Here is a 26,854-nt window from a genome sequence, read left to right on the forward strand (position 1 = left end):
TTCAACGTGTCAATTCTGATTGATTATATCACTAGAAATGATATCATCGGAGCACTTTTAGCATTCAACACGGGTCAGTTCACTTAATGGCTATAGATGTCATTAAGTGCAAGTGAAAGCGTTGGATAATTAAATGTAAAGTGGAGCTGATTGAGTTTTTGAGGGACGATGAATTGTGTATCAAGTACCAATGTTGACATTTTCCCTAGAACTAGTCGCATAAGTGTAGCTGGCATCCATGTGTAGTGGGGGCGATGCAACGTATTTCCAAGTATTTTCCCAAACTGATTTTGCGTTTCAGGCGCAGGTGCAGCAAGGTTGTACACACCGGAAGCTGTTTTATGATCAATCAAGAATAGAATTGCGCGTTTTAAATCTTCAAGATGAATCCATGAATACCATTGATGACCACTACCGATACGCCCTCCTACAAAGAAACGATAAGGTTTTTCGATCATAGGCAGAGCGCCACCATTTTGAGAGAGGATGAGGCCAAATCGGCCTAAAATCACACGTGTACCTAGTGATTCAAATAGTGAAGCCTGCTTTTCCCATTGATAAACGATTTCGGATAAAAGATCATGTGGTGTTGTACGAAAGTCTTCCGTATACGTTGCAGTATGAGATGGTGGATAATATCCCATCGCACTTGCGTTGAAAAGCACACTCGGCTTTTGCTTGCGTGTTTTAAATAAGTCATATAGTGCGCGCGTGGATTGTATTCGGCTTGTCATCATAAGTTGTTGATGCGTCTTTGTCCATCTTTTATTTAACGTCGCGCCTGCTAAGTTAATAACGATATCAATGTCGGGGACTTTTTGTTCCCAACCCGTTTGATTCCAATTTATATATTGAATACGCGAAGATTTTGAACTTCGATCGCTACGTGTAAGGATGTAAATCATTGAATCAGGTCGTTGTGAAATGTCTTCAACTAGTGCTGTACCAACCATACCTGTGCCACCAGTTATTAAATAATTCGTCACTTAAACCACTCCTTTTGACTTGTTCATATTATTGTCATAGAACAGACATTAACTTTTCACTTTAAATGCATTAAAGTGTGTTTATTAATTCACAAAGTGCGTTATAATAGAAGTACCTTCGATAATTAATACATCTCTTAATTAAATTCAGTATACCCCATAATATATACGACGAAGGTAATTTTTGACTCCCTTTAGTTGAGGCCTGAATGATGCAGCATTCAGACCTCTTTTTATTATCTTCGTTTATGTTTAGATGATTAATGGTGTAATAGTTAATCATTTCCTCATTATGATTATTTTTAAACTTCACCTTGAAAGTAGTATCAGCAGATGAGGCATGGAAGTTTTTTAGATTCAATAGCAATTTGGACTTAATATGCCCCATTTCGTTACAATAGTAATGAATCATAGTTTTGGGTAGTGTTGTTTCATAAAAGGTGAGTGAGATGGATCATGGTTTTGATTTAGGAGATTTCGATAATTGGTGCCTTGTCGTTTTGAGTGATATGATTTATATTGAATGTTATTAATTTAAAAGTCACATAGTCGTCAACTTTCTAATATTGTATAATTGTAATATCACAAGGCAGACAAGACGTAAGTTTAAAAATAAATATAGCTTAAACTAAATAGATTGAGATCTTAATAAAGAGAGGGAAAATCATGTCAGCACCAAAAAGAAGTGGACAAGGACCAAAATATGCTGAAAACGGGAAAAAGAAAAAACGAGGTTTAGCGATTATCAGTATTATTGTCGTATTATTATTGCTAGCAGGATTAGTGTTTGCAATCTTTTCATTCGTCGATCAATCACACCGAAGTAGTGAGCGATTAAAAGAGAAGTCTATTGAGGAACAAAAAGAAAAGCGTGATGCTGAAATTAAAAAAGAAAAAGAGAAAAAAGCGCAAGAAAAGAGAGAAAAAGAAAAAAGTATTGAAAAAGAACAAGCGGAGCAAGAAAGATCTTTAGAAGCGGCGCGTCAACAATCGATTGAAGCGGAACGTCAAGCAGAGTTACAAAACCAACGTAATCAGCAGCAAAAACCTAAATCAACAGAGCCGAAAACAGAAAAACCTAAGAAAGAAGAGCCGAAGACTGAGGAACCTAAAAAAGAACCGAAGACGAATGAAAAACCAGATAGTTCAGAACCAAAATCGTCGGAACCGAAGACGAATGAACCATCTTCAAACGAACCTAAAACGCCACCATCTTCAACACAGGAGCCTAAAAAGGAACCTTCAACACAACAACCTAATGGTCATTCTCAACAACGACCTCAACAAAATCAAAACCAAAACCAAGGCCAAAATCAAAAACCGTCAGAAGATAAAAGTAATCAACATTAAAATGGCTTAAGAAATACACTTTGAAACGCAAAGTAAACGAAGAACGGAAGATTTTGAACCGTATCGTGTTGCGCGGTTACTATATGAATAAGATAAAGAAAAGGCATAGTCAACTCAACGCATAAAGCGTGTGGCTATGCTTTTTATTTTGCAACTTTATTATTTCTAATCACTTGATATGGATGTTGACTAGAAGTATAAAATGCGCATTTCGACTTATTTCTTCTTGTTCATATTAAAAAAGTAAATTGAGTAATAATGTTAAAAGTATTGATAAAAAAATGGAAAATAAACAACCTGGCAAGCAGCCTACAGGCGTACACCCATAGTAACGCGTATAGGTATAATTTCCACCTTCATATCTATTTTCGTTTAAACCGCGTTGTATATCTTCGGGGCGACGATAGCGTGGATCTGAAGGGTCTATAACCTCGGGCTGTTCGGAATCTCTTGACATAGAATCACCTCTTTATGTAAATATATGAAATAACTTAACGTCTTGCAATAAAATAGATAATGATGTTTAAAAATGGTGTAACGTGCTATAAATGAAATGGAAGTCATATGAGATTATTGTTGGTCGTTATTCGTCCAACCTTTTATTGAATTGGGATGGTTTATGACTTGCATTTTATCTTTTTCAGTAGTATGATGGGTTTGTAAACAACAAGATATATTTTTTTACAGTGCTTGGGACTATAAATGTCAAAGCGTGGCTCAAAGTTGACCATCTAATTGACTATTAAGGGGGCATTTACCTTGGAACGTATGATTCAAGTGCAACAAAAAATTGTGCCTGACTTGATAGACAAAATGTATCGAAGGTTCTCTATTTTAGCAACGATTCAGAAATATCAACCTGTAGGACGACGAACTTTGAGTGAGATGTTGAATTTGACAGAACGTGTTTTACGTTCAGAAACAGATTTACTTAAACATCAAGAGTTAATTTCTGTCAAACCCACAGGTATGGCGTTGACAGTAGAAGGTAAGGATGTAGTCACACAGTTGAATGCTTATTTCAATCATTATTCTGATTATCATCGCCTTGCTCAAACGATTAAAGGTCAATACGATATCAATGAAGTTCATGTCATTCCGGGGAACAGCGATACAGATTCTGCTGTAAAGGTAGAACTTGGTCGAATTGCTGGGCAACTGCTTGAAAAGCAATTGTACGATCGTGCAATTGTTTCAGTAACGGGTGGTTCAACTATGGCATCAGTTAGTGATGCGATGTCGAAACTTCCCTTCCATGTTTTGTTTGTTCCAGCACGCGGTGGCTTAGGTCAAAATGTTGTTTTTCAAGCCAACACAATTTGTTCTAGAATGGCACAGAGAACCGGGGGCGACTACACTACACTATACGTCCCTGAGCAAGTGAGTGAGTTGACTTATCAAAATTTGATGCAAGAACCTTCTGTTATCCAGACATTGGATAAAATTAGAGAGTCTCAATTCACTATTCATGGTATTGGTGATGCGCTGAAAATGGCGAAACGAAGACAATCGCCATTAGAAGTCATCGAAAAGCTTCAACATCATCATGCTGTCGGTGAATCGTTAGGATACTATTTTGATCAACAAGGTAACATCATTCACAAGGTTAAAACGATTGGAATTCAGTTAGAAGAAGCTCAATCAAAAGCACACATTTTTGCTGTAGCGGGTGGTGCGTCGAAAGGTCTTGCAATTAAGGCATACCTTAAAATCGCTTCTCCCAATACTGTTTTAATTACAGATGAAGCTGCGGCAAAAGTCATTACGAGTGAAACAATTTAGTTATAATAAAAAGTGCGTGATTTGTTTAATTTTGAATTGATCCACTTTTTAAATATCATTAAAGGAGGCCATTAACATGGCAGTAAAAGTAGCAATTAACGGATTTGGTAGAATAGGTCGTTTAGCATTTAGAAGAATTCAAGATGTAGAAAACATTGAGGTCGTAGCTGTAAACGATTTAACAGATGACGATATGCTTGCACATTTATTGAAATATGACACAATGCAAGGACGTTTTACTGAAGAAGTGGAAGTAATTGATGGTGGTTTCCGTGTGAATGGTAAAGAAGTGAAATCATTCTCTGAACCAGAACCTGCTAAATTACCTTGGGGTGACCTTGGTGTAGACGTAGTATTAGAATGTACTGGTTTCTTCACAGATAAAGAAAAAGCTGAAGCACACATTCAAGCAGGCGCTAAAAAAGTATTAATCTCAGCACCGGCTAAAGGTGATCTTAAAACAATCGTATATAATGTTAACCACGACGATTTAGATGGTTCTGAAACAGTTGTTTCAGGTGCATCATGTACTACAAACTCATTAGCACCTGTTGCAAAAACTTTACACGACGAATTCGGTATTGTTGAAGGTTTAATGACTACAATTCACGCATATACTGGTGACCAAAATACACAAGATGCACCTCACAGAAAAGGTGACAAACGTCGTGCGCGTGCTGCTGCTGAAAACATTATCCCTAACTCTACAGGTGCAGCAAAAGCAATCGGTTTAGTTATTCCAGAAATTGCCGGTAAATTAGACGGTGGTGCACAACGTGTTCCAGTTGCAACTGGTTCATTAACAGAATTAACAGTTGTTTTAGATAAAGAAGTGACTGTTGAAGAAGTAAACAAAGTAATGAAAGCAGCAACTAACGAATCATTCGGTTACACTGAAGACGAAATTGTTTCTTCAGACGTTTTAGGTATGACTTACGGTGCATTATTCGATGCAACTCAAACTCGTGTAATGACTGTTGGCGACCGTCAATTAGTTAAAGTTGCTTCTTGGTACGACAACGAAATGTCATATACTGCTCAACTTGTTCGTACTTTAGAACATTTAGCAAGCCACGCTAAATAAAATAGATTAAAATAGGATTGTAAGTACGACTATATGTGCTTCGAACTATTTTGTAGCTTGTAGTAAGCGGAGGAGCACAAACGCTTCTCCGCTTATTTTAAAATTCATGACTTTTTATGAGGAGGATTCTCGATGGCAAAAAAGGATGTAACAGATGTTGAGTTAAAAGGTAAAGTTGTACTTGTGCGTGCAGATTTCAATGTTCCAATGAAAGACGGCGAAATTACGAACGACAACCGAATTGTTCAGGCATTACCAACATTAAAATATATCATTGAACAAGGTGGGAAAGTTGTTGTTTTCTCACATTTAGGTAAAGTCAAAGAAGAAAGTGATAAAGAGAAACTCTCATTAGCACCGGTTGCGAAACGTTTATCAGAAAAACTAAACAAAGAGGTTCAGTTTATTCCAGAAACACGTGGAGAAAAATTAGAATCTGCCATTAAAGCATTAAACGAAGGCGAAGTTTTAATGTTTGAAAACACACGTTTTGAAGATGTAGATGGTAAAAAAGAATCTAAAAATGATCCTGAACTTGGTAAATACTGGGCATCTTTAGGTGACATTTTCGTCAACGATGCTTTCGGTACAGCACACCGTGAACACGCTTCTAACGTAGGAATCTCAACACACCTTGAAGCTGTTGCAGGTTTCTTAATGGAAAAAGAAATCAAATTCATTGGTGGCGTTGTTGAAAATCCTGAAAAACCTGTTGTTGCGATTTTAGGTGGCGCTAAAGTATCTGATAAAATTGGCGTCATTGAAAACTTATTAAAAATAGCAGATAAAGTGTTAATCGGTGGCGGAATGGCGTACACTTTCTTAAAAGCACAAGGTAAAGAAATCGGTCTTTCACTACTTGAAGCAGATAAAATTGATTTTGCCAAAGATTTATTAGACCGTGCAGGGGACCAAATCGTATTACCAATTGACGGTAAAGTGGCAAAAGAATTTTCTAACGATGCACAAATTACAACTGTATCTATCGATGAAATCCCTACTGATCAAGAAGCAATGGACATCGGACCAAAAACTGTTGAGTTATTCAAAAAACAACTTGAAGGTGCACATACAGTTGTATGGAACGGCCCAATGGGTGTTTTTGAATTTAGTAACTTTGCTAAAGGTACAATTGGTGTATGTGAAGCGATTGCAGAACTTAAAGATGCAACAACAATAATTGGTGGTGGCGATTCAGCTGCTGCAGCTATGCAACTTGGTTTTGAAGAAGACTTTACACACATTTCAACTGGTGGCGGTGCGTCATTAGAATATTTAGAAGGTAAAGAATTACCTGGTATTAAAGCAATTGCGAATAAATAATTTTAAAGCGTGAATATAGAAAGCAAACTAAGAATTAAGAGGGAGTGTTCTGAAGTGAGAAAACCTATTATCGCTGGAAACTGGAAGATGAATAAAACAGTTCAGGAAGCTAAAAATTTTGTAAAAGAGCTACCAGCATTACCAGATACAAATGAAGTTGAGGCAGTGATTTGTGCACCAACAATTCAATTAGATGCATTGATTTCTTTAACAAAAGAAAATGTTGCACCGGGTCTTAAAATTGGTGCGCAAAATACTTATTTTGAAGAAAATGGTGCTTTCACAGGTGAAACATCTCCTGTTGCTTTAGAAGATCTAGGTGTAAGTTATGTCGTTATTGGTCACTCTGAACGACGTGAGTTATTCCATGAAACAGATGAAGATGTCAATAAAAAAGCGCATGCTGTATTTAATCACAACATGACACCTATTATTTGTGTAGGCGAAACAGACGAAGAACGTGAAAACGGTAAAGCAAATGAAGTTGTAGAAGCACAAGTAGAAAAAGCTTTAAAAGGTTTATCAGATGAACAAATTAAAAATGTAGTCATTGCATATGAACCAATTTGGGCAATTGGTACAGGCAAATCGTCTACTGCTAAAGATGCGAATGAAATGTGTGCAGCTGTTCGTCAAACCATTGCAAAATTTACAAGTGATGAAGTTGCACAATCAGCACGTATTCAATATGGCGGTAGTGTAAAACCAAATAACATTAAAGAATATATGTCTGAATCAGATATCGACGGTGCACTTGTAGGTGGCGCATCATTGAAAGTTGATGACTATGTTCAATTGTTAGAAGGTGCGAAATAATTATGGCCAAAAAGCCAACAGCTCTTATTATTTTAGACGGATTTGCAAATCGTGAAGAAGTCCATGGTAATGCTGTCAAATTAGCAAACAAACCTAATTTTGACCGCTATTTTGAAAAATATCCGACAACGCAAATTGAAGCGAGTGGTTTGGATGTAGGTCTTCCAGATGGCCAAATGGGTAACTCAGAAGTTGGACATATGAATATTGGTGCTGGACGCATTGTGTACCAAAGTTTAACACGTATTAACAAATCTATTGAAGAAGGTGACTTTTTCGATAACGCGGTTTTAAACAGTGCAATCGATCATGCGTTGAATCATCAATCCGCATTACATGTTTTTGGTCTGCTTTCTGATGGTGGTGTGCACAGTCATTACGAACATCTTTATGCGATTTTAGAACTTGCTAAAAGAAAAGGTTTAACAAAGGTTTACGTGCATGCATTTTTAGATGGTCGTGACGTTGATCAAAAATCTGCACTTAAATATATTGATGAAACTGAAGATAAATTCAAAGAACTTGGTGTCGGTCAATTTGCTTCTGTTTCTGGTCGTTATTACGCAATGGACCGTGATAAACGTTGGGAACGTGAAGAAAAAGCACACGATGCGATTCGTGGATTTGATCATGTCGTTAAATATCCTTCAGCACACGAAGGGGTTCAAGCAAACTATGATAACGATTTGACAGATGAATTTATCGAGCCGTTTGTTGTAGAAAATCAAAATGATGGTGTAAATGACGGTGATGCAGTCATTTTCTATAACTTCAGACCTGACCGCGCTGGACAACTTTCAGAAATCTTTACAAATAAAGCTTTTGATGGTTTTGAGGTTGAACAAGTTAAAGATTTATATTTTGCTACATTTACAGGCTATAATGATCAAGTTGATGCACATATTGTATTTGAAAAAGTTGATTTGAAAAATACAATCGGTGAAGTTGCACAAGATAACGGTTTAGTGCAATTAAGAATTGCAGAAACTGAAAAATATCCTCACGTGACTTACTTTATGAACGGGGGTCAAAACGAGGAATTCAAAGGTGAGCGTCGTCGTTTAATCAATTCACCTAAAGTTGCAACTTATGATTTAAAACCTGAAATGAGCGCTTATGAAGTTCGCGATGCATTATTAGAAGAATTAGATAAAGGCGATTTAGATCTTATTATCTTAAACTTTGCGAACCCAGATATGGTGGGTCACAGTGGTAAGTTAGAACCAACTATTAAAGCAATCGAAGCTGTAGACGAATGTCTCGGCGAAGTCGTTGATAAAATCATCGATATGGGTGGTCACGCAATAATCACTGCTGACCATGGTAACTCTGATGAAGTGTTAACAGATGATGATCAACCAATGACAACGCACACAACAAACCCTGTTCCAGTAATCTTGACTAAAGAAGGCCATACTTTGCGTTCAACAGGACGCTTAGGTGACTTAGCGCCAACATTACTTGATATCATGGGCTTAAAACAACCAGAAGATATGACTGGTGAATCATTAATCGAGCACTAAATCATTTTGAAAAATAAGTATTACTCGTTATAATAACAATGAACAGCCAACCTGTTTTGGATAAAATAATGTCTGTTTAAAAAATTAAGAACAGATCATAAAATTGATTGAAAAAGGAGATTTAACATTATGCCAATTATTACTGATGTATACGCTCGCGAAGTACTAGACTCACGCGGTAACCCTACAGTTGAGGTTGAAGTTTTAACAGAAAGTGGTGCGTTTGGTCGTGCACTCGTACCTTCAGGTGCATCAACTGGTGAACACGAAGCTGTAGAATTACGTGACGGAGATAAAGCACGTTATTCAGGTAAAGGTGTAGAAAAAGCCGTTGAAAACGTAAACGAAATTATTGCACCAGAATTAATCGAAGGTGAGTTCTCAGTACTAGAACAAGTTTCAATCGATAAAATGATGATTCAATTAGATGGCACTGCTAACAAAGGTAAGTTAGGTGCAAACGCAATTTTAGGTGTTTCAATTGCTGTCGCACGTGCAGCTGCAGACTTCTTAGGTCAACCATTGTACAAATATTTAGGTGGATTCAATTCAACTGTATTACCTACACCAATGATGAACATTGTAAACGGTGGTTCTCATTCAGATGCACCAATTGCATTCCAAGAGTTCATGATTTTACCAGTAGGTGCTGAAACATTCAAAGAAGCATTACGATGGGGCGCAGAAGTGTTCCACGCATTGGCTAAAATCTTAAAATCACGCGGTTTAGTGACTGCAGTAGGTGATGAAGGTGGATTCGCACCTAAATTCGAAGGTACTGAAGATGGCGTAGAAACAATCATCGAAGCTATTAAAGCAGCTGGTTTAGAACCAGGTAAAGATGTTTACCTTGGATTCGACTGTGCTTCTTCTGAATTCTACGAAAATGGTGTTTATGATTACACTAAATTTGAAGGCGAAAATGGTGCAAAACGTACAGCTGAAGAACAAGTTGACTACTTAGAACAACTTGTTGATAAATATCCAATCCTTTCTATTGAAGATGGTATGGATGAAAACGACTGGGAAGGTTGGAAGTTATTAACAGAACGTATCGGAGATCGCGTTCAATTAGTTGGAGATGACTTGTTCGTAACAAATACTGAAATTTTATCAAAAGGTATTGAACAAAACATCGGTAACTCAATCTTAATCAAAGTTAACCAAATCGGTACTTTAACTGAAACATTCGAAGCAATCGAAATGGCTCAAAAAGCTGGTTATACAGCTGTTGTATCGCACCGTTCAGGTGAAACTGAAGACACTACAATTGCTGACATTGCAGTAGCTACAAATGCAGGTCAAATCAAAACAGGTTCTTTATCACGTACAGATCGTATCGCAAAATACAATCAATTATTACGTATTGAAGATGAATTATATGAAGCAGCTAAATATGAAGGTTTAAAATCATTCTATAACTTAAACAAATAATATTAAGTTAAATAGATGAATTAAATGATAATTGAGAGGTTGAGTAACACTAATTTGTTGCTTAACCTCTCGTTTTTTCATTCAAAACTTTAATATAAGTGGAGTGCTCAAATAGATATCGTTGTGTTCGTTTTATTTCGACCAAGACTTAGATTTTCAATGTGTTTTGAAACTGATATAATAATATTAAAAGTATAAGAAGGAGTCTTTTATGTCACAACTACAAAACTCTGAAATGCGTGCACAACATACCGGCAAATTATTAGGCTATATTTCATTTTTATTTGCGGTCTGCTTAGTGATTCATCAGGTCGTTATTGTTGATGGTCATGTGATTACGTATATGTTGGAACATTCGGGTAATAAGGCAACAGAAAATAGCATCAATGCAATTAATAACAGCTTACGCTATGTAGGCATTTTATATGTTTTAGCCTATGCAGCAGGTGTCGTTGCACTTAAAAATCAACATCCTTATTTATGGTGGTTTATGCTTGCAGTCTTTATTTCCCAATTATTTAATGCGCTACTCAATCCACCCATCCTTTATGCAGCGATTTTTCATGTGAAAGGATTTTTCGCACTAGTTCCTTATCTCCTCGTGAATTTAGGTTCTTTAGTTCTCGCGATAATGATGATTACCGTAAGTGTGAAGCGTAAATCGACATTTAATCTTTAAACTATATTGTGAATATACGGCAAATATGGTAAAATAGCTTCCGTATATGATGAATGGAGGACAGTCTGATGCATACCTTTTTTGTAGTATTACTCATTATTGACTGTATCGCACTCATCACGGTTGTTTTATTACAAGAAGGTAAGAGTAACGGCTTATCAGGCGCAATCAGCGGTGGTGCTGAACAGTTATTCGGTAAGCAAAAACAACGTGGTGTAGATTTATTTTTGCATAGATTGACAATTGTACTATCGATTATTTTCTTTGTATTAATGTTAGGTATCAGTTACTTTAATATGTAGAGTCCGGCCGTTGAAAAGTCGGGCTTTTTTGTTTGTATGTACGATTTTTTATCGATAGAATGAATCATATGAGTGTTTGAAAGGACGAGATTGTATTATGAAAATTCAACTACCTAAGCCTTTCTTTTTTGAAGAAGGGAAACGCGCTGTGTTATTATTACACGGTTTTACAGGTAATAGTTCAGACGTACGCCAGTTAGGCCGCTTTTTACAAAAGAAAGGCTATACTTCCTATGCGCCTCATTATGAGGGACATGCAGCGCCACCAGAAGAAATTTTAAAATCAAGCCCACATGTGTGGTATAAAGATGCAGTGGATGGTTATGATTACTTAGTAGAACAAGGCTACGATGAAATTGCTGTAGCAGGTTTATCATTAGGTGGCGTATTTGCGCTGAAATTAAGCTTAAATCGCAGTGTGAAGGGTATTGTAACCATGTGTACGCCGATGTACATTAAAACAGAAGGTGCAATGTATGAAGGTGTTTTAGAATATGCTAGAAACTTTAAAAAGTATGAGGGGAAAGATGAAGCGACGATAGAAAAAGAGATGGTAGCATTTCATCCGACTAGTACTTTAAAAGAACTCCAAGGTACATTGCAAGAAGTCAGAGATGCTGTAGATGAAGTGATGGATCCGTTACTCGTGATTCAATCAGAAAACGATGAAATGATTAATCCGGATTCTGCTAATATCATATACAATGAAGCTATTTCTGAAGATAAGCATTTATCATGGTATCAAAATTCAGGTCATGTCATTACAATTGATAAAGAAAAAGAAGCTGTGTTTGAAGAAATTTATTCATTTTTAGAAACATTAGATTGGTCTGAATAGCGCATATTAAAAAGTCAATTTTAAATACGTGACAAGTTAGAAAGTCATTTAAATCAGATTTTAAATAGAAAGGAGGAGCAAGATGAATTTAAAAGAAGAGATTAAGGCAATTATCCAAAGCGCTGATTATGAACCGATGTCAGTGTCTGACTTCCAAGATGCATTAGGATTAAATAGTGCAGATTCATTTCGTGACCTCATAAAAATATTGGTTGAGTTAGAACAATCAGGAATGGTTACACGGACAAAACAAGACCGTTATCAAAAACGCGGACCTAAACCAGGCATTGTCAGAGGAACATTAAGCCAAAATAAGAAAGGGTTTGCGTTTCTTAGACCTGAAGAAGAGGACATGGAAGATATCTTTATACCGCCTACAAAAATTAATAGAGCAATGGATGGCGATACGGTTATCGTAGAAGTGAAAAAATCTCGCGGCGACTTCCGTAAAGGAAAATTTGAAGGTGAAGTAAAGGCGATAGAATCACATTCGATTAAACAAGTGGTTGGTACATTCTCAGAAGCCCGTCATTTTGGTTTCGTGGTGCCTGATGATAAAAGAATTATGCAAGACATCTTTATTCCTAAAGGGCAGGATTTAGGTGCGATTGATGGCCATAAAGTTCTTGTACAAATTACAAAGTATTCTGATGGAACTAATAATCCTGAAGGCCAAGTATCAGCGATTTTAGGTCATAAAAATGATCCAGGCGTAGATATTTTATCCATCATTTATCAACATGGAATCGAGATAGAATTTCCAGATGATGTTTTGAAAGAGGCTGAACGCATTCCTGAAACAATTCAACCGTCAGAACTTGAAGGACGTCAAGATTTGCGTCAAGATTTAACTATTACCATTGATGGCGCAGACGCGAAAGATTTAGATGATGCGATTGCAGTCAAAAAATTAGATCATGGAAATACTGAATTAACAGTAAGTATTGCTGATGTGAGTTATTACGTCAAAGAAGGTTCTGCACTCGATCGAGAAGCTTATGATCGTTCGACAAGTGTGTATTTAGTTGACCGTGTAATACCAATGATTCCACATCGATTAAGTAACGGAATTTGTTCGTTAAATCCAAATGTTGATCGTTTGGCGATGAGTTGCCGTATGGTCATTAATCCTGAAGGTAAAGTCATCAAACACGAAATATTTGATAGTGTGATTCATTCTAATGCAAGAATGACATATGAAGCTGTGAATCGTATCATTACTGATAGAGATCCAGAAACACGCCAAAAATATCGTGAGCTTGTACCCATGTTAGATTTAGCTAAAGATTTATCTCAAACATTAATCGATATGCGTAAAAAACGTGGCGAAATAGATTTTGATATCAAAGAGGCTAAGGTTTTAGTCAATGAAGAAGGTATTCCAAAAGAAGTGGTTACACGTGAACGTGGTGAAGGTGAGCGACTTATTGAATCATTTATGTTGATTGCCAATGAAACGATAGCAGAACATTTTAGTAAGATGGAAGTTCCATTTATTTACCGTGTTCATGAACAACCAAAATCAGAGCGATTACGCCAATTTTTTGACTTTATTACGAATTTTGGCATCATGATTCAAGGAACAGGGGAAGATATTCATCCAAGTACTTTACAAAGTATTAGTGAAGAAATTACGGGAAGACCAGAAGATATGGTCATATCCACAATGATGCTTCGCTCAATGCAACAAGCGCATTACGATGCAGAAAATTTAGGTCATTTCGGTTTAGCAGCTGATTATTATACGCACTTTACATCACCTATACGACGTTATCCAGACTTAATCGTACACCGATTGATTAGAAAATATCTTATTGAAAAGTCGATGGATGGAAAAGCGAAACACGAATGGGAAGAAAAGTTACCTCAAATTGCTGAGCATACGTCACAACGTGAACGTCGTGCGGTCGATGCGGAACGTTATACGGATGAACTTAAAAAAGCAGAGTACATGATTCAACATATTGGTAATGAATTTGAAGGTGTCATTAGTTCAGTAGCAAACTTTGGTATGTTTATTGAACTCCCAAATACAATTGAAGGGATGATCAATGTTCAAAATATGACCGATGACTATTACCATTTTGATGAGCGACAAATGGCGCTTATCGGTGAAAGAAAAGCGACTGTCTATCGAATTGGTGATGTTGTAAAAGTCAAAGTGGTTCATGTAGATGTAGAAGAACGACAAATTGATTTTCAAATTGTAGGCATGCCTATTGATTTTGGTCGACAACGAGATAAAAAAGCACGCGGTAAAACGATACAAGCAGCAACAAAAGGTAATCAGTTTGAAAAGAAAAAAACTAAAAAGAAAAAGCAGAAGCAACGTAAAGGAAAAAACGCACGCCGTCGTGAAAAATCTGGAAATACAGAGCATCAACCTTTTTATAAAGGGAAAAGTGTGAAGAAAAAAGCACGAAAAAAGAAAAAATAATTTGAGGTGAAACCAATGCCAAAAAAATCAGGTAAAGGCACATTAGCAGAAAATCGTAAGGCACGTCATGATTATAACATCGAAGACACGATTGAAGCGGGCATTGTGTTGCAAGGGACTGAAATTAAGTCGATACGTCGTGGAAGTGCGAATTTAAAGGACAGCTATGCACAAGTTAAACGCGGTGAAATCTTTCTTCACAATATGCATATCGCACCTTATGAAGAAGGTAATCGTTTCAACCATGACCCAAGACGTATACGCAAATTATTGTTGCACAAGCGAGAAATTACTAAACTCGGTGAACGTACACGTGAAATCGGATATTCGATTATTCCGCTCAAGCTCTATTTAAAGCATGGAAATTGTAAAGTATTACTTGGTATTGCAAGAGGCAAGAAAAAATACGATAAACGTCAAACTTTAAAAGAAAAAGCTGTGAAGCGAGATATGGATCGTGCAATGAAACAAAAATATTAAAGCATTGCTAAGATTGTAAAATTTTGATATGATATAATGTGCTTTCGTATAAAGAAAGCACATTTAGAATAACGGGGACGTTTATGGATTCGACAGGGGTCCCCAGAGCTCATGAAGCGTGTCGGAGGGTTGTCTCCGTTATCAACACATCAGTTTATAATAACTGGCAAAACTAACAATAATTTAGCAGTAGCTGCGTAATTGCACTCTGCATCACCTAACCGCATCGCCTATGTGCTGTTAACGTGATTCAACTTTAGTAGGATACGCTCGTCACTGCCGTTTGAAGTCTGACGAGAAGAGATCAATCAAACTAGCATCATGTTGGCTGTCTATCGCCTTGCATGATGTGAAATTCATGGATAGACTACACACGTAGAAACATTTGTATCAGGACCTTTGGACGCGGGTTCAAATCCCGCCGTCTCCATACTTTAGTCTATAACCCTTGTGGTTATGGGCTTTTTTTATTGGCTCTATGTCAACGTCGGTTGGCGAGACGATAACGCATTAAACAACGTTATTTCTTGTTTAATATGTTTTTTACATTCACTTACAAATGCTTTTTGAATGACACACTTGAGTCCTTGTGAAATATCTTTTGTTTTTGAATCCTGTAAGATGAACTGTAATTGTTGGATATCGTCTGCTTTTAAAGCACTTAAAAGACGATGCCCCGTTTCATATGTCTCTTTGAGCCTCTCATCAAGACTCAATAAATAATGGACTAAACTGCATTGCATCATAACTCAATCGTCTCTATCGTTGGAAAGTCCTATAGATTAGAAAAGCATTTCCTTTCAGAAAAGGAATAAAACTGTATATTCTTATTTAAGTGAAATTGTACGTATTTATCTTGACGTTTATAGGTGATTTATTGAAAAACTATCTTAAAGGGGGAGTTTTTATTGATTTAATAATATTAAACATACATATGGTATTTGCTAGAAGAAGAAAGGAATAAAAAACACATCATTTCTAGGTGAGTATCTAAAACTCCAGATGAAACGACCAGAAACGAATTACGTGTATTAAAGAAATAACTTAAACAATGTGACGAAGAAAAATCACACTTTGAGCCACAACTGAAACAAGCACAACGTTCAGAAACGATTGAGCGTAAGAAAATAGAAGATGCTGAGAAATAAACGAAAAAAGTACCCTAATAGAACTAAAATTATAGATGATGTTCTATTGGAGGGTTAAAATTAAAAAGAGCCTAGCAAATCAATGCTATGCTCTTATTTTTATACTCTTAAATCAAGATATAACTTTTGTGCATATGGTAATAATTCAGGTATATAATTTCTAGCGTAGCCTTCTATAAATCTTAAAGCTTGAGAGTCTGTTATTTCGTCATATTTAGCTATATTTTTAATTAGTATAGATTTAAATTCTTCAATGTTCATATCATCAGTATTTTTGTTATTAGACAACCTTATAAATGCCATCAATACTTTTTCATATTCATCTAGAGTGATACCTAAGTCTAAACATAAAAGACTTATTGATTTTGTATTGTAAGGATGATGTCCTACGATTTCAGCTAGTTCTGAAACTGCTTGATATAGTAACCTTATATCATCTTTATTTTCAAACATTATTTTCACTCCTAAACAAGTAAGTTAATACCTTTTTTACTGCAACTTTAACTTGACCAGCGAGGCCTTTTTCAACGCCAGCTTCTACTAATCCTCTATACACTGCATCAGCAACTGAGTTAGCTGGGACTTCAGATAATTTTAACAAAGGGCGTAGTTCTGCATCAATTGCTTCGAAATTTTTTGAAACAGCATTTGCTGCTTTTTGATTGTCAGTAACAGTTTTAACTGCACATACTAATTTACCCTTAATAGCTTTTTTAGTAAGTTATATCCTGGTTTTAATTGTCCATTTTTCATGTGGTCATCTTTCATTCCCATAAATGCCGCATCATGACCTGTTGTTGAATAGCGCTTTCTGTCACCATAAATTTCCTTTTGATTCTCATATTTAATTTTACGTTCTCTAAGATCATTAATTGCTTTTTTGCTTTTTTTAATTTGGCTTCGCTATTTTCTCAATGTTTTACGTTCTTGAGTATTGGCCGTATTTTCGATTTGAGAAATTTAATTTTTTTCTTTGTTCTCTAGATAGGTTTCAATTTGATTCATCTCTTCTTTAGATAACTTTTCTGAGGATTCTTTTTTTATTTTTGGAATTATGTCCCAGCCCTTTTGGTTTAATTATGAATTATGATTTAGCGTATTTAATAGCTATATCATTTTTAGGGTCTTTTTCAAGTACTTTATTTGCAACCATTTCAATATTCTCTTTACTAATCATATCGAAATCTGGTTCATCCAGAATCTCTAAAAATTCATTCAACAAATTTTGATTTTTAAATTGTGAAATCTCAAGCGATTGCCAATAGTGATAATAAGCTAAATCATAAGCACTAACTACATAATTAAAATGAAAATGATAGATGCTTGCGACCATTTCGTGATATTCAATCGTGTTAATTTGATTAGCAAGGTTTGATAAATAATATGCTAATTTTTCGTCTGAAATGTCGTTTGACATAAAGTATGTTAAAACATTGTCCAAGTCTTTGTTTTCTAACATTCTTTGCAATTCAGTTGGTAATAAATTTAATATAATGTTAGTGCTTTTCATTTATTTGCCTCCATTCGATACATATATTTTACTTTTTTCGTGTGTAGGTTACGACTACTGTTCTAGCACTCATGGTAAGTGTTTTTTAATATACAGTATTCTTATTTCTGCTTTGCTTTCCCTGTCTCATAACATGTGACATTACTTTAGAAACGTCACTCCAATTATTTTTAGTTACTTTGCTCAAATTATGTTTACTAGCAAGAATGTGTTTTCCTTTATTAGCTCCTAAATGGGCTATTGAAGGTAAAACTTTACCAAAGCTTTTAGTTTTAATAGCGTTTTGAGTTGCGCTCTTTCCATATTTTTTACAGCGTATTTCACACCATATCTAGCTACAGCTGCTAATATTATTAATGGCCATGCAGATGATTTAGCTTCAATTGAGTTGTGTTTTATTATTTCACTAGTATCTTTGTCGATAAATGTAGCTTCATACTCTTCATTTTCAAGTTGATCTATTAAAACATTAAACTTCTTATTTATTGATTCGCCATTTTCAACAATATAGCTACCTTTGACTTCCATTGTATCAGTATCCAAATCATATTGAATATTTGCCTTTAAATCAATATCTTCTTTAGGTAATTCAATAACTGGATCTGCATCGCTATTTGTTTTATCAATAATTTCTACTTCATTTGGATTTTGTAAATTATTTTTATGTAAATCTTATTGTGTGATTTCATTACTAGAAATTTCACTTGTTTGGATTATACATGGTTTTGAAGACTGAGCAATTGGTGTAGCAAAAAAAAAGATTAAGCAACGCTATGCTACTTAACCTCTATATTTTATTCATCAGTCCTATTTGACAGAAAATCTATACGAGTTGGACGGTGTGGTTTAAATATTTTAGAGTTATGTCATATTTATTTTTCAGCACTACTAACTTTGTATTCAGGGTCTATAATCAGTACAGGTTTGATTACTTTTCCAGTGTTGGAATCTAAACTTGCTTGATTAATCTCTTCAAATTTGTAGTATTGAATTAATCTATCGAAATTAAATTTTCCTTGTTGATATAATGCTATCAATTGAGGAATTTCAATTTGTGCAATGGCATCACCCATTAAACCCCCTTTGATTGTTTTGTTTTGAAGAACTAAATCTAAAAATGGATTAATATCTATAGTTTTGGGGGTAACTGCTACTGGTGCAGCAATGCCTTGTGCACTCAGTATCTCAATAGAAGATTTCATGATATCACGCACTCCGGTTGTATCTACAGAAAATTTGACCCCTTTATCTTGAGTGATACGTTTTACTGCTGAGCATATGTCTTCTTTAGAGCTATTGATAACATGTGTTGCCCCTAATTCTTTAGCGATTTGTAGTCTATAATCATGAATATCAATAGCAATTACAGTCGTACATCCTTGAGCTTTTGCTAACATTAAGGCAGCAAGTCCAACTGCACCTGTGCCAAATACAGCTATACTATCTCCTGATTGAGGTTTTAAGCCATTTACGACGGTACCAGCACCAGTGAGAAAGCCGCATCCTAGTGGGGCGACTAATCTTAAGTCAATGTTATCATCGATTTTAACTAAATTCTTATAGTTCGTTAAGGTATACGTGGAAAATGCACTTTGAGTAAAAAAGTTCGAAACCGGTGTACCATCTTGTTTTTTGAATACATAAGAACCATCAAGTCTTGTGCCACTCATATTTAGCGCTGCCCAAGATTTACAAGAAGAGGGGTGCCCAGATTTGCATTGCATGCATTCACCACAAATATTATAGGTCATTAAAACGTGATCACCGACCTTGAAGTTTTTTGCTGCTTCTCCAACTTTAACGATAATACCAGCGCCTTCATGACCCAAAACTGCAGGTAACGGTATTTCTGCCTCTCCAATTCTAATTGCCTCATCTGAATGACATATTCCAGATGCAACGACTTTTACAATAACTTCGTCTTTTTGCATATCTTGGAGCTCTAATGTCTCAAATTCATAATCCTTGCCAACTGCATTCACAACGGCTGATTTTACTAACATACTATACACCTTCTATTATGATATATGTGTAATATGACACTAAGTGCATTTTTTCACAAATAAAAAATGCTATAAAATTTTAAGTGAATAAATATAAAAAATGATATTTAAAAAACAATGTGTTGAATAGAAAGAATATATTGTATTTAATGCTTAGAAAGTAGATAGAGAAGCCTTTTTATGTTTATTACGTCAACTTGAATAGATGAGATATATTTTTGAGAGAGGATAAATAGCAAATAGAGAGTTAATTTAATCATTTTTTCACTAGCGTATTTCATAGCTATAATGTGTATTGTTTTTTTCATTACTTCATTGTAACCTTAAATAATTTAAAATAGCAGTACTCGAAATTGAATCAATAAGGAATGTGATCAGCTATGGGATTTGTCATGATATCACTTTAGATTATAATAGAGATAAATTAAATTTCTAATATGACTGTACTTTAAGCGTTGCTACATCTTATTTTATAAAAAGGTTTTTGCGGTGAAATCATGAAAACAATATATCAATTACTTATAGGAAGAATAGCGATAAATATTGGAGATAGTATTATATTAATTTCATTAACTTGGTATATTGCTACTCAATATGATAACCCCGTATATTTAGGCATAATAGGCGCTATTGTAGGTATTATAGATGTGTGTATGATATTCTTAGGACCGATTTTAGATAGATATCATATTAAAAAATCCTATATCTAAGTACGATGATACAAATTATTTTAGTCACTTTGTTAGCATTGTTATTTTATAGTGGACACATGGGTTTAATAAAGATGTATATATTATTGAGTTTGTCTTTAATATTTTCATCTCTCATTTATCCAGCAGAGAGTGTCTTAAATCCTATCTAAAGATGAAGATGAAATCATGAAGAACAATTCATTATTTCAACTTACTTATAAAGGTTTAAATATTATCCTAGATAGTTTTATTGGTTTTTTATTAAGTGTCATATTAATTCAAAATCTCATGAGCTTGAATATATTCATATTTCTAATCGCGTTTATCATGTTTAAACTATTAAAAGTCAACATAGCTCACCAGAACGGTCATCCGAATGATCAATATAAAACAATCAGCACAGAATACATGGAAGATTTTAAGGAAGGCCTACGATATGTTTCTAACAAGAAAATTCTTAAATTGTTGCTTCCTTTATCTCTCATTAATTTTTCAATATCGGCTGTTACAGTTATTTATCCGAAATTGGCACTAGCATATGGTCATGATAGTAAATATATGCTGTGCTCCTTTTCGCTAACGGTTTAGGTATGATGATAGGATTTTTAGCAGCTCCAAAGGTCATTAAGCAATTTAAATTTAACAAGTTGTTATTTCTTAGCTTCTTGATTTTATCAATCGTGTGGTTCATTCTTTATTTATTTGGGACACATAGTATCATCGTTTGTTCGATATTGCTATTTTTATCAATCTTTCATTTATTAAGCTTTTCAAATTTTGCCTCCCAAACATATGCTTGGTCGAGTCGCAACAACAAATGAAACACTTTTGAGTATTCTTATACCGATTGGTGCACTGGTAGGTGGTACTTTGCCTAATATTTTTAATTCGATAAGTATCAATTTTATTTTAATCGCTATTTTGAGTATAGCAATCTCATTATTCTACTTGTTAGATAAAGATATTCAACGTATAAAAAAGTTAAATCTTCTAAAGTGAGGTAGCAAGGGTTTTACTCTGTTAGCAAAAGTGGTGTTGAGTGCTGTTAGACTAAAAACAGCTACGGTAATAGGGAAAATTAAGTTAATAAGGGCTTAACATTATGTATTTTAATAAAGCTAATTTGGATATTAAAAATTTGTCTTATTTTAAAGAATACTTAAAAGTGAATGACGATACTGTTTTATGCGATGGGGTTGCATATCATTGTTCTATAAAGGATATTAAATATAAGAAGCTAATAAAGGTTATAGCCAATCAAGATTTTATATGAGGCGCATTATTAGCTTAATTAAGAGTGATCAGATAAAGTTACTTGCGCGCTTTTGTATCAAAACAGGACCTGTGATTGCATCACAAGTCCTATTTAGTATAGTATCTTAATTTTGAAGTAGCGGCTGGAATGATTTTTATTGTCTGACTCTTTTCAAAGTAGTCAATTATCCTTCTGCGTACGGATCTTTTGTGATGATATTGCGTTCTTCTGGTGTTTTTAAAAGTTGAACTAGAAAAGCGGAACTTAAATAAATAGCTGCTATTAACCACATCAGGCCTCGTGTTCCAATCGTATCGTGTAATAATCCTACAAGACCAGGTCCTATAAATACGCATAAACCGACACCTAAGTTTAATAGAGACATGGCCGCGCCTTTATGACTATCGCCAACTAATGAAGGGGTTAAAGCGTTGATTGGGACAAATCCAGCAAGGCAAATTCCCCAAAGTATACCTATAATAGCGATAAGAATAACATTTCCTCCGAACCATTGAGGTACAAAATATAAGCCGATGGTGAATAAGGCACAGCCGACACCACCAAACCAACGAATCGTGGTACGCCAGCCCAATTTATCTCCAATCCAACCAAATATAAGGTTAAATATGACATTTGAAGTGAAAATAGTGCCCCAAATATTCAGCCAAGTGGTCGTTGTGATACCCTTTTCCGACAAATAGACAGGTAAGAATAGAGGGAAAGCATAAGTAGCTATAGAATTAATAACGCGAACTAAGCATGCAACGACGACGCGTGGCTCATATGCAACGATTGTGAAGCCTTCTAAAAGTTGTTGCCATTTATTTTTATGTGAATGACTTTCATTTTTAACAAAGATGTCTTTGTTAGCAACGATTGCTAACAGGGCACCAATGATGACCCAAATTAAAGCGGTCCATAACGTTCCAATATACTCTAATACTTTAATAGCAATAGATGAATAATACGCACCAAAAACATACATTCCTGCTACAAATACAAACCAAAACCAACCGACTGCGGTTCCTAATTTGTGTTGAGGTGAGCGATATGTAATCCATACGAGAAAAGCATATGCAAATAAAGGATAGCCAAATCCACGTACACTATAGGTAATAATCATCAAAAAATACTGTTCAGAAGGTAAAGCCCAACTAATAATATTTGTCCAATGATATAGATAACTGTACCTGTCAGCATCACTTTTCGTGGTCCAAACATTTCAACTAACACACCAGAAAACCATGATGCAATGGCTATGGTTACACCGTAGCCAGTAGTGACATAGGCAGCTTGTTGTAGTGTCAAACCATGGTCAATAAGATAAGGACTAATCCATGCGGCTTCTAAACCGTCTCCCATCATAAATATTAAAACACCTACGTAGCCCCATAATAATGAAGGTGGAAATCCAAGCTTTGAGACTGAAATTTTCATATAATCCCTCCCTTTAGAAAATAAAAATACAGTAGTTTTTAATTTGAAAGTTGACGTGCTGGATGATCTTCACGAATGTATTTTGCACCTTTACCAAATAGGTTTTCTCGAAGTGTCTCTCCTTCATAATCTTGTCGATAAATGCCTCTTTCTTGAAGGACTGGAACCACTTTTTCAACAAACTCTTCAAGTGTGCCCGGAGAATAGGCTTGTGCAACATTAAATCCGTCTACATCAGCATCACGAATCCATTCTTCCAGTTGATCTGCAATCTTTTCAGGTGTACCTACGAAGCGGACTGGACCTGTCCCTAAGCCATGAAATTTAATCGCTTCTCTCAACGTCCATTTGCGATTTGGGTCTTTAGTATACATATCCATAGCATGTTGAATCGCACCGGTTTCAATGCTTTCTAGATATTGATCTGGATCGTATTGAGAGAAATCAATACCGGTATGTCCACTCAATAAAGCAGCTGTTCCTTCATAACTGACCAGTTCGACCAATGCTTGATGTTTTTCTTCAGCTGCTTCTTCAGTTTCTCCAATGATTGGCATAATAAGCGGTAAAAATAACAATGAGTTTTTATCACGCCCGAATTTTTCTGCGCGTGCTCTTACATCCGCGACATAAGCTTTACAAGCATCTAAAGAGTGCTGAGTCGTAAAGACGGCTTCTGCATGTTTTGCTGCAAAATCACGACCCCGTGAAGATGCGCCTGCTTGGAAAATAACAGGTGTTCGTTGCGGTGAAGGATCAACAAGATGAGGACCCGGAACATTGAAAAACTTGCCTTTGTGATGAATTAAGTTGACTTTATCAGGATCAGTATATGTATCACTGTCAATATCTCTGACGATAGCTTGGTCATCCCAACTCTTTTCCCATAATTTGTAAGTGACTTCTAAAAATTCATCCGCACGATCATAGCGTGTTTCTTTTGGCAAGCGCTCTGTGAGACCTAAGTTGACAGCCTCACTTTCTAAATAAGAGGTAACGACATTCCATCCGATGCGTCCTTTAGATAAGTGATCTAGTGTAGAGAGTTGTCGCGCTAATTGATAAGGTTTTGCATATGTTGTCGATACGGTAGGTGCAAAACCGAGGTGCTTCGTAACTGCTGCCATTGCTGAAATCGTTGCAATAGGATCATAAGCAGGAAATTGAACTGCATATTTTGTGGCAGCCCTATGAGAATTTTCATAAACACTATAAGTCCCTAAAACGTCAGCCATAAAAAGGGCATCAAACTTTCCTTTTTCGAATGTTTGCGCAAGATGCGTCCAATATTCGATATCTCCATGAAGATGCCCTTTATCTTTTTCGTGTTTCCATAAACCTATGGAATGCGGTGATGGAGACTGTTGGACAAAACCGTTTAAATGTATTTGTTTCTTTGACATAAAAAGACCCCCTAAAAAATAAAAACAATACTTCTTTATTGGAAAGATAAGAAGTATTGCCATGTAATCTTATCTTCTAACCGATACGAAGACCGTATCAGTTACTGGAATTGGCACAGTGCCGTAGCCTGTTGCCGAAGCTTCATAGGGCCAGTCCCTCCGCTTCTCTGGATAAGTTTTATATGAATTTTCTGAAAATAATATATTTTGTATTTTAGTGGGTGTCTTTTAAAAAGTCAACTATACTTATCAAATTACTAATAATATTAAATATTAAAGATTGTAAAAACTGAAATAGAAGTTAAAGCATTCATACTTAAATTTGAAATGAATTGTGTATAGGAGGGTTTTAAAGAAACTGTATTGCATTTTAAAATAAGGTAAATATATAGTAAAAATAATATTAAGCGATTAAACATAAAGAAAAATTTATTACACTTAGGAATTAAAATAAACCATTTACGCAAAAAGTAACAAATTTTTAGAAAGAGGTATTACAATAAAAATGTAATCAAATAAAAGGAGATGAAAGAAATGGCTGACATTTTCGGTTTTATCAAAAAAGTATTTGACTTATTAAGTAGCATCCTTGTACACGGTGAACCAAGAAACTAAACGATTGAGGCTGAGGCAGAAAAAATTGTCTCAGCTTTTTTATTTTAAATAGATAAAAATGTTCTTGTATATGCTTTGAAATAATAATGTATATAAAGTTAGGTTCATTCACTCAATGTGCTTCCTTAAAATTTATCATTTTTTCAGACATTAATACTTCGGATTTATAAAGCTTTTAATGTGTAAAATAATCATAGTGGACAATAAAATCATTAAATATTTTTGCAAAGTATTATGTTCGTGGTAAACTCTATATTGTCCAGTCATAGCTCAATGATGGGGAGATGTTCACTTTCTCTTATTGAACAGTGGCCGAATACCAAGTTTTAGATTGAGACAGGTTTATCATAACTGCAATCGATGATGTCTAAATCTGGAACTTGTCTAATGATTATAAGAGGAGTAAAACGAGAGTGAATAAAAAAAATAAATCATTATTAGTGAACGTATTCGTTTGTTTTGTTGCATTAGTCATATTAATAGGCAGTTTGAGTTTATACCGTTATTTTAAAAAGCAGCATGAACAAGAGCTGACAAATTTTCAAGCGAGTCAGCAAGAGAAAAAGAAAAATAGCATTGAGAATATGGATCATATTCCTCGCTTAAAAACGGTACTTGATCAAAAGAATCTGAATTATACCCAAATTGACCAGTATTTAAAAAATGTGCAATTTAACGGTTCTATCGCTGTTTTCGAAAATGGTAAGTTAAAGATGAACAAAGGCTATGGATTTCAAGATTTAGAGAACGGGAAACCGAATAATCCTAATACCCTTTACTTGATTGGTTCAGCTCAAAAGTTTTTAACAGGAATGATGGTTAAAAAACTCGAATTAGACGACAAAATTAATATTAACGATGACGTGGATCAATATTTACCTCATTTTGAAACGACACCGAAAATTACGTTGAAAGACTTGATGTTACATCGTAGTGGTCTTTACAAGTACAAAGGTTCTAAAGATATTCTAAATTTAGATGAGGCTGTCGATTCGATTCAAAAAAGAGGTGTAGATCCGAAGCATTATCACAAACACTTCTATAATGATGCAAACTACCTCGTGCTCGCAAAAGTGATTGAAGAAGTGACACATCATACTTATGCCGAAAATTACTATAAATATTTCGGTAATCCTTTCCAACTTAAACATAGTGCATTTTACAATGATGTACGTTATAAAGAAGATATGGCGAAAGGCTATCAATTAAATAAAAATGCACCTGTATTTAAACCACCTATGTTTTTGAATCAATATTATGGGGCAGGCAATTTATATATGTCAGTACATGACATGGGAGTGCTCGTTAGAAAGCTTCAAATGAATAAAGTTTTCCCATCAAAAGATACAAAGCCGTATCTTCATGAGTTAATGACAACCCGATATCCTGAAAAATATCGCTACGGTTTTTACACTTATCCTGACCATAATCGTATTAATGGTATTTTTTACGGACAAACTTTCACGTCGTATTTTAATGACCGTTATATCGTTGTTTTAGCGACGAATTATGAAAACCCTAAACCTAACTTAAACGAATCTAAAATTAAACACATTTATTATAATATTTTAAAACAGCATAAAGTGACAAATCATCCTGGTTTAACCGTAGCTACAAACGAATAACTAAAAGAAGCATGAATGAGAGTATGAAATTAAAAGAATTTGGTTCTTTGTCAACGTCGGTTGGCGAGACGATAACGCATTAAGCAACGTTATTTTGTTGTTTAATGCGTTTTTTATATTCACTTACAAATA

The 26,854-nt window shown here is 35.1% G+C and carries 22 protein-coding genes, 1 other RNA gene, 3 pseudogenes and 1 riboswitch; of the genes and pseudogenes, 15 read left to right on the top strand and 11 right to left on the bottom strand.

Annotated features, from left to right (window positions below; translation table 11 throughout):
- Nucleotides 1-83 precede the first annotated feature (83 nt).
- The gene (locus tag HMPREF1208_RS01325) at nucleotides 84-986 is read right to left on the bottom strand and encodes a TIGR01777 family oxidoreductase (protein ID WP_016424536.1); all 903 of its coding nucleotides are present in this window, start codon (nucleotides 984-986) and stop codon (nucleotides 84-86) included.
- Nucleotides 987-1,652: 666 nt separating this feature from the next.
- Between HMPREF1208_RS01325 and HMPREF1208_RS01330 the strand changes: the two genes are divergently transcribed.
- Nucleotides 1,653-2,336 carry a DUF4887 domain-containing protein gene (locus tag HMPREF1208_RS01330; RefSeq protein WP_016424537.1) on the top strand — a complete coding sequence of 228 codons (684 nt, stop codon included), beginning with the start codon at nucleotides 1,653-1,655 and terminating at the stop codon, nucleotides 2,334-2,336.
- Nucleotides 2,337-2,571: 235 nt separating this feature from the next.
- Here the strand turns inward: HMPREF1208_RS01330 and HMPREF1208_RS01335 are convergent, their stop codons facing one another.
- Complete coding sequence (locus tag HMPREF1208_RS01335) at nucleotides 2,572-2,793, bottom strand: hypothetical protein (protein ID WP_016424538.1); 222 nt, start codon at nucleotides 2,791-2,793, stop codon at nucleotides 2,572-2,574.
- Nucleotides 2,794-3,104: 311 nt separating this feature from the next.
- Between HMPREF1208_RS01335 and HMPREF1208_RS01340 the strand changes: the two genes are divergently transcribed.
- The 12 genes from HMPREF1208_RS01340 (at nucleotide 3,105) to ssrA (ending at nucleotide 15,467) form a co-directional block, all read left to right on the top strand.
- Nucleotides 3,105-4,118, top strand: a complete 1,014-nt coding sequence (locus tag HMPREF1208_RS01340) for a sugar-binding transcriptional regulator (protein WP_371665245.1) — start codon at nucleotides 3,105-3,107, stop codon at nucleotides 4,116-4,118.
- A gap of 76 nt (nucleotides 4,119-4,194) precedes the next feature.
- The gene (gene gap / locus HMPREF1208_RS01345; protein WP_016424540.1) at nucleotides 4,195-5,202 is read left to right on the top strand and encodes a type I glyceraldehyde-3-phosphate dehydrogenase; all 1,008 of its coding nucleotides are present in this window, start codon (nucleotides 4,195-4,197) and stop codon (nucleotides 5,200-5,202) included.
- 132 nt (nucleotides 5,203-5,334) lie between these two features.
- A complete protein-coding gene (locus tag HMPREF1208_RS01350; protein ID WP_016424541.1) occupies nucleotides 5,335-6,525 on the top strand; it encodes a phosphoglycerate kinase in 1,191 nt (396 codons plus the stop codon).
- Between the two features lie 54 nt (nucleotides 6,526-6,579).
- A complete protein-coding gene (gene tpiA, locus HMPREF1208_RS01355; protein ID WP_016424542.1) occupies nucleotides 6,580-7,341 on the top strand; it encodes a triose-phosphate isomerase in 762 nt (253 codons plus the stop codon).
- Between the two features lie 2 nt (nucleotides 7,342-7,343).
- The gene (gene gpmI / locus HMPREF1208_RS01360; RefSeq protein ID WP_016424543.1) at nucleotides 7,344-8,864 is read left to right on the top strand and encodes a 2,3-bisphosphoglycerate-independent phosphoglycerate mutase; all 1,521 of its coding nucleotides are present in this window, start codon (nucleotides 7,344-7,346) and stop codon (nucleotides 8,862-8,864) included.
- A gap of 129 nt (nucleotides 8,865-8,993) precedes the next feature.
- On the top strand, nucleotides 8,994-10,298 hold the full coding sequence (gene eno / locus HMPREF1208_RS01365; RefSeq protein WP_016424544.1) for a surface-displayed alpha-enolase: 1,305 nt from the start codon (nucleotides 8,994-8,996) through the stop codon (nucleotides 10,296-10,298).
- Nucleotides 10,299-10,509: 211 nt separating this feature from the next.
- Nucleotides 10,510-10,977: a hypothetical protein gene (locus HMPREF1208_RS01370; protein ID WP_016424545.1), complete on the top strand. Its 468-nt coding sequence runs from the start codon at nucleotides 10,510-10,512 to the stop codon at nucleotides 10,975-10,977.
- Nucleotides 10,978-11,045: 68 nt separating this feature from the next.
- The gene (secG, locus tag HMPREF1208_RS01375) at nucleotides 11,046-11,279 is read left to right on the top strand and encodes a preprotein translocase subunit SecG (RefSeq protein ID WP_016424546.1); all 234 of its coding nucleotides are present in this window, start codon (nucleotides 11,046-11,048) and stop codon (nucleotides 11,277-11,279) included.
- Between the two features lie 97 nt (nucleotides 11,280-11,376).
- Nucleotides 11,377-12,117 carry an alpha/beta hydrolase gene (locus HMPREF1208_RS01380; RefSeq protein ID WP_016424547.1) on the top strand — a complete coding sequence of 247 codons (741 nt, stop codon included), beginning with the start codon at nucleotides 11,377-11,379 and terminating at the stop codon, nucleotides 12,115-12,117.
- Nucleotides 12,118-12,199: 82 nt separating this feature from the next.
- Nucleotides 12,200-14,554, top strand: coding sequence for a ribonuclease R (gene rnr / locus HMPREF1208_RS01385; RefSeq protein ID WP_016424548.1), 2,355 nt, complete (start codon nucleotides 12,200-12,202; stop codon nucleotides 14,552-14,554).
- Nucleotides 14,555-14,569: 15 nt separating this feature from the next.
- Nucleotides 14,570-15,034: an SsrA-binding protein SmpB gene (gene smpB / locus HMPREF1208_RS01390; protein WP_016424549.1), complete on the top strand. Its 465-nt coding sequence runs from the start codon at nucleotides 14,570-14,572 to the stop codon at nucleotides 15,032-15,034.
- Nucleotides 15,035-15,107: 73 nt separating this feature from the next.
- Nucleotides 15,108-15,467: a transfer-messenger RNA gene (gene ssrA, locus HMPREF1208_RS11670) on the top strand.
- A 136-nt stretch (nucleotides 15,468-15,603) separates the two neighbouring features.
- Here the strand turns inward: ssrA and HMPREF1208_RS12625 are convergent.
- The 6 genes and pseudogenes from HMPREF1208_RS12625 to HMPREF1208_RS01420 form a co-directional block, all read right to left on the bottom strand.
- Nucleotides 15,604-15,774, bottom strand: a pseudogene (locus HMPREF1208_RS12625) (ISL3 family transposase); the annotation flags it as partial.
- 507 nt (nucleotides 15,775-16,281) lie between these two features.
- The gene (locus HMPREF1208_RS01400; protein ID WP_016424551.1) at nucleotides 16,282-16,635 is read right to left on the bottom strand and encodes a hypothetical protein; all 354 of its coding nucleotides are present in this window, start codon (nucleotides 16,633-16,635) and stop codon (nucleotides 16,282-16,284) included.
- Nucleotides 16,628-16,783 carry a hypothetical protein gene (locus tag HMPREF1208_RS12305; protein ID WP_228446186.1) on the bottom strand — a complete coding sequence of 52 codons (156 nt, stop codon included), beginning with the start codon at nucleotides 16,781-16,783 and terminating at the stop codon, nucleotides 16,628-16,630. Before HMPREF1208_RS12305 ends, HMPREF1208_RS01400 begins: the two co-directional genes overlap by 8 nt.
- Before the next feature lie 483 nt (nucleotides 16,784-17,266).
- Nucleotides 17,267-17,692: a hypothetical protein gene (locus tag HMPREF1208_RS01410; RefSeq protein WP_016424552.1), complete on the bottom strand. Its 426-nt coding sequence runs from the start codon at nucleotides 17,690-17,692 to the stop codon at nucleotides 17,267-17,269.
- A pseudogene (locus HMPREF1208_RS11675) lies at nucleotides 17,693-18,406 on the bottom strand (SAR2788 family putative toxin); the annotation flags it as partial.
- A gap of 158 nt (nucleotides 18,407-18,564) precedes the next feature.
- On the bottom strand, nucleotides 18,565-19,695 hold the full coding sequence (locus HMPREF1208_RS01420; RefSeq protein WP_016424554.1) for an NAD(P)-dependent alcohol dehydrogenase: 1,131 nt from the start codon (nucleotides 19,693-19,695) through the stop codon (nucleotides 18,565-18,567).
- Between the two features lie 1,812 nt (nucleotides 19,696-21,507).
- Between HMPREF1208_RS01420 and HMPREF1208_RS12560 the strand changes: the two are divergent.
- Nucleotides 21,508-21,654: pseudogene (locus HMPREF1208_RS12560) on the top strand (DUF3885 domain-containing protein); the annotation flags it as partial.
- A gap of 172 nt (nucleotides 21,655-21,826) precedes the next feature.
- Here the strand turns inward: HMPREF1208_RS12560 and HMPREF1208_RS01430 are convergent.
- Genes HMPREF1208_RS01430 through HMPREF1208_RS01440 form a run of 3 tightly spaced genes read right to left on the bottom strand, consistent with a single transcriptional unit; the run spans nucleotide 21,827 to nucleotide 24,482 of the window.
- Entirely contained in the window at nucleotides 21,827-22,765 is a 939-nt protein-coding gene (locus tag HMPREF1208_RS01430) for an MFS transporter (protein ID WP_016424557.1), read from the bottom strand.
- The gene (locus tag HMPREF1208_RS12565; protein WP_016424558.1) at nucleotides 22,765-23,079 is read right to left on the bottom strand and encodes an MFS transporter; all 315 of its coding nucleotides are present in this window, start codon (nucleotides 23,077-23,079) and stop codon (nucleotides 22,765-22,767) included. The genes HMPREF1208_RS01430 and HMPREF1208_RS12565 overlap by 1 nt, the downstream gene beginning before the upstream one ends.
- Before the next feature lie 38 nt (nucleotides 23,080-23,117).
- Nucleotides 23,118-24,482, bottom strand: coding sequence for an LLM class flavin-dependent oxidoreductase (locus HMPREF1208_RS01440; protein ID WP_016424559.1), 1,365 nt, complete (start codon nucleotides 24,480-24,482; stop codon nucleotides 23,118-23,120).
- Nucleotides 24,483-24,548: 66 nt separating this feature from the next.
- Nucleotides 24,549-24,660: riboswitch (SAM riboswitch) on the bottom strand.
- Between the two features lie 850 nt (nucleotides 24,661-25,510).
- On the opposite strand from HMPREF1208_RS01440, the gene HMPREF1208_RS01445 reads away from it, so the two are divergent.
- Nucleotides 25,511-26,722: a serine hydrolase domain-containing protein gene (locus HMPREF1208_RS01445; protein ID WP_016424560.1), complete on the top strand. Its 1,212-nt coding sequence runs from the start codon at nucleotides 25,511-25,513 to the stop codon at nucleotides 26,720-26,722.
- Nucleotides 26,723-26,854 lie beyond the last annotated feature (132 nt).

Source organism: Staphylococcus sp. HGB0015, assembly GCF_000411275.1.
Lineage (GTDB): Bacteria > Bacillota > Bacilli > Staphylococcales > Staphylococcaceae > Staphylococcus > Staphylococcus schleiferi.

Excerpts from the sequence above, each read along its gene's own strand:
- gpmI (WP_016424543.1), top strand. The coding sequence starts at position 7,344 with ATGGCCAAAAAGCCAACAGCTCTTATTATTTTAGACGGATTTGCAAAT.
- HMPREF1208_RS01440 (WP_016424559.1), bottom strand. The coding sequence starts at position 24,482 with ATGTCAAAGAAACAAATACATTTAAACGGTTTTGTCCAACAGTCTCCA.
- HMPREF1208_RS12565 (WP_016424558.1), bottom strand. The coding sequence starts at position 23,079 with ATGAAAATTTCAGTCTCAAAGCTTGGATTTCCACCTTCATTATTATGG.
- HMPREF1208_RS01370 (WP_016424545.1), top strand. The coding sequence starts at position 10,510 with ATGTCACAACTACAAAACTCTGAAATGCGTGCACAACATACCGGCAAA.
- HMPREF1208_RS01430 (WP_016424557.1), bottom strand. The coding sequence starts at position 22,765 with ATGATTATTACCTATAGTGTACGTGGATTTGGCTATCCTTTATTTGCA.
- HMPREF1208_RS01420 (WP_016424554.1), bottom strand. The coding sequence starts at position 19,695 with ATGTTAGTAAAATCAGCCGTTGTGAATGCAGTTGGCAAGGATTATGAA.
- smpB (WP_016424549.1), top strand. The coding sequence starts at position 14,570 with ATGCCAAAAAAATCAGGTAAAGGCACATTAGCAGAAAATCGTAAGGCA.
- HMPREF1208_RS01340 (WP_371665245.1), top strand. The coding sequence starts at position 3,105 with ATGATTCAAGTGCAACAAAAAATTGTGCCTGACTTGATAGACAAAATG.
- HMPREF1208_RS01400 (WP_016424551.1), bottom strand. The coding sequence starts at position 16,635 with ATGTTTGAAAATAAAGATGATATAAGGTTACTATATCAAGCAGTTTCA.
- gap (WP_016424540.1), top strand. The coding sequence starts at position 4,195 with ATGGCAGTAAAAGTAGCAATTAACGGATTTGGTAGAATAGGTCGTTTA.
- HMPREF1208_RS01410 (WP_016424552.1), bottom strand. The coding sequence starts at position 17,692 with ATGAAAAGCACTAACATTATATTAAATTTATTACCAACTGAATTGCAA.
- rnr (WP_016424548.1), top strand. The coding sequence starts at position 12,200 with ATGAATTTAAAAGAAGAGATTAAGGCAATTATCCAAAGCGCTGATTAT.
- HMPREF1208_RS01380 (WP_016424547.1), top strand. The coding sequence starts at position 11,377 with ATGAAAATTCAACTACCTAAGCCTTTCTTTTTTGAAGAAGGGAAACGC.
- secG (WP_016424546.1), top strand. The coding sequence starts at position 11,046 with ATGCATACCTTTTTTGTAGTATTACTCATTATTGACTGTATCGCACTC.
- HMPREF1208_RS01335 (WP_016424538.1), bottom strand. The coding sequence starts at position 2,793 with ATGTCAAGAGATTCCGAACAGCCCGAGGTTATAGACCCTTCAGATCCA.
- eno (WP_016424544.1), top strand. The coding sequence starts at position 8,994 with ATGCCAATTATTACTGATGTATACGCTCGCGAAGTACTAGACTCACGC.
- HMPREF1208_RS01330 (WP_016424537.1), top strand. The coding sequence starts at position 1,653 with ATGTCAGCACCAAAAAGAAGTGGACAAGGACCAAAATATGCTGAAAAC.
- HMPREF1208_RS01350 (WP_016424541.1), top strand. The coding sequence starts at position 5,335 with ATGGCAAAAAAGGATGTAACAGATGTTGAGTTAAAAGGTAAAGTTGTA.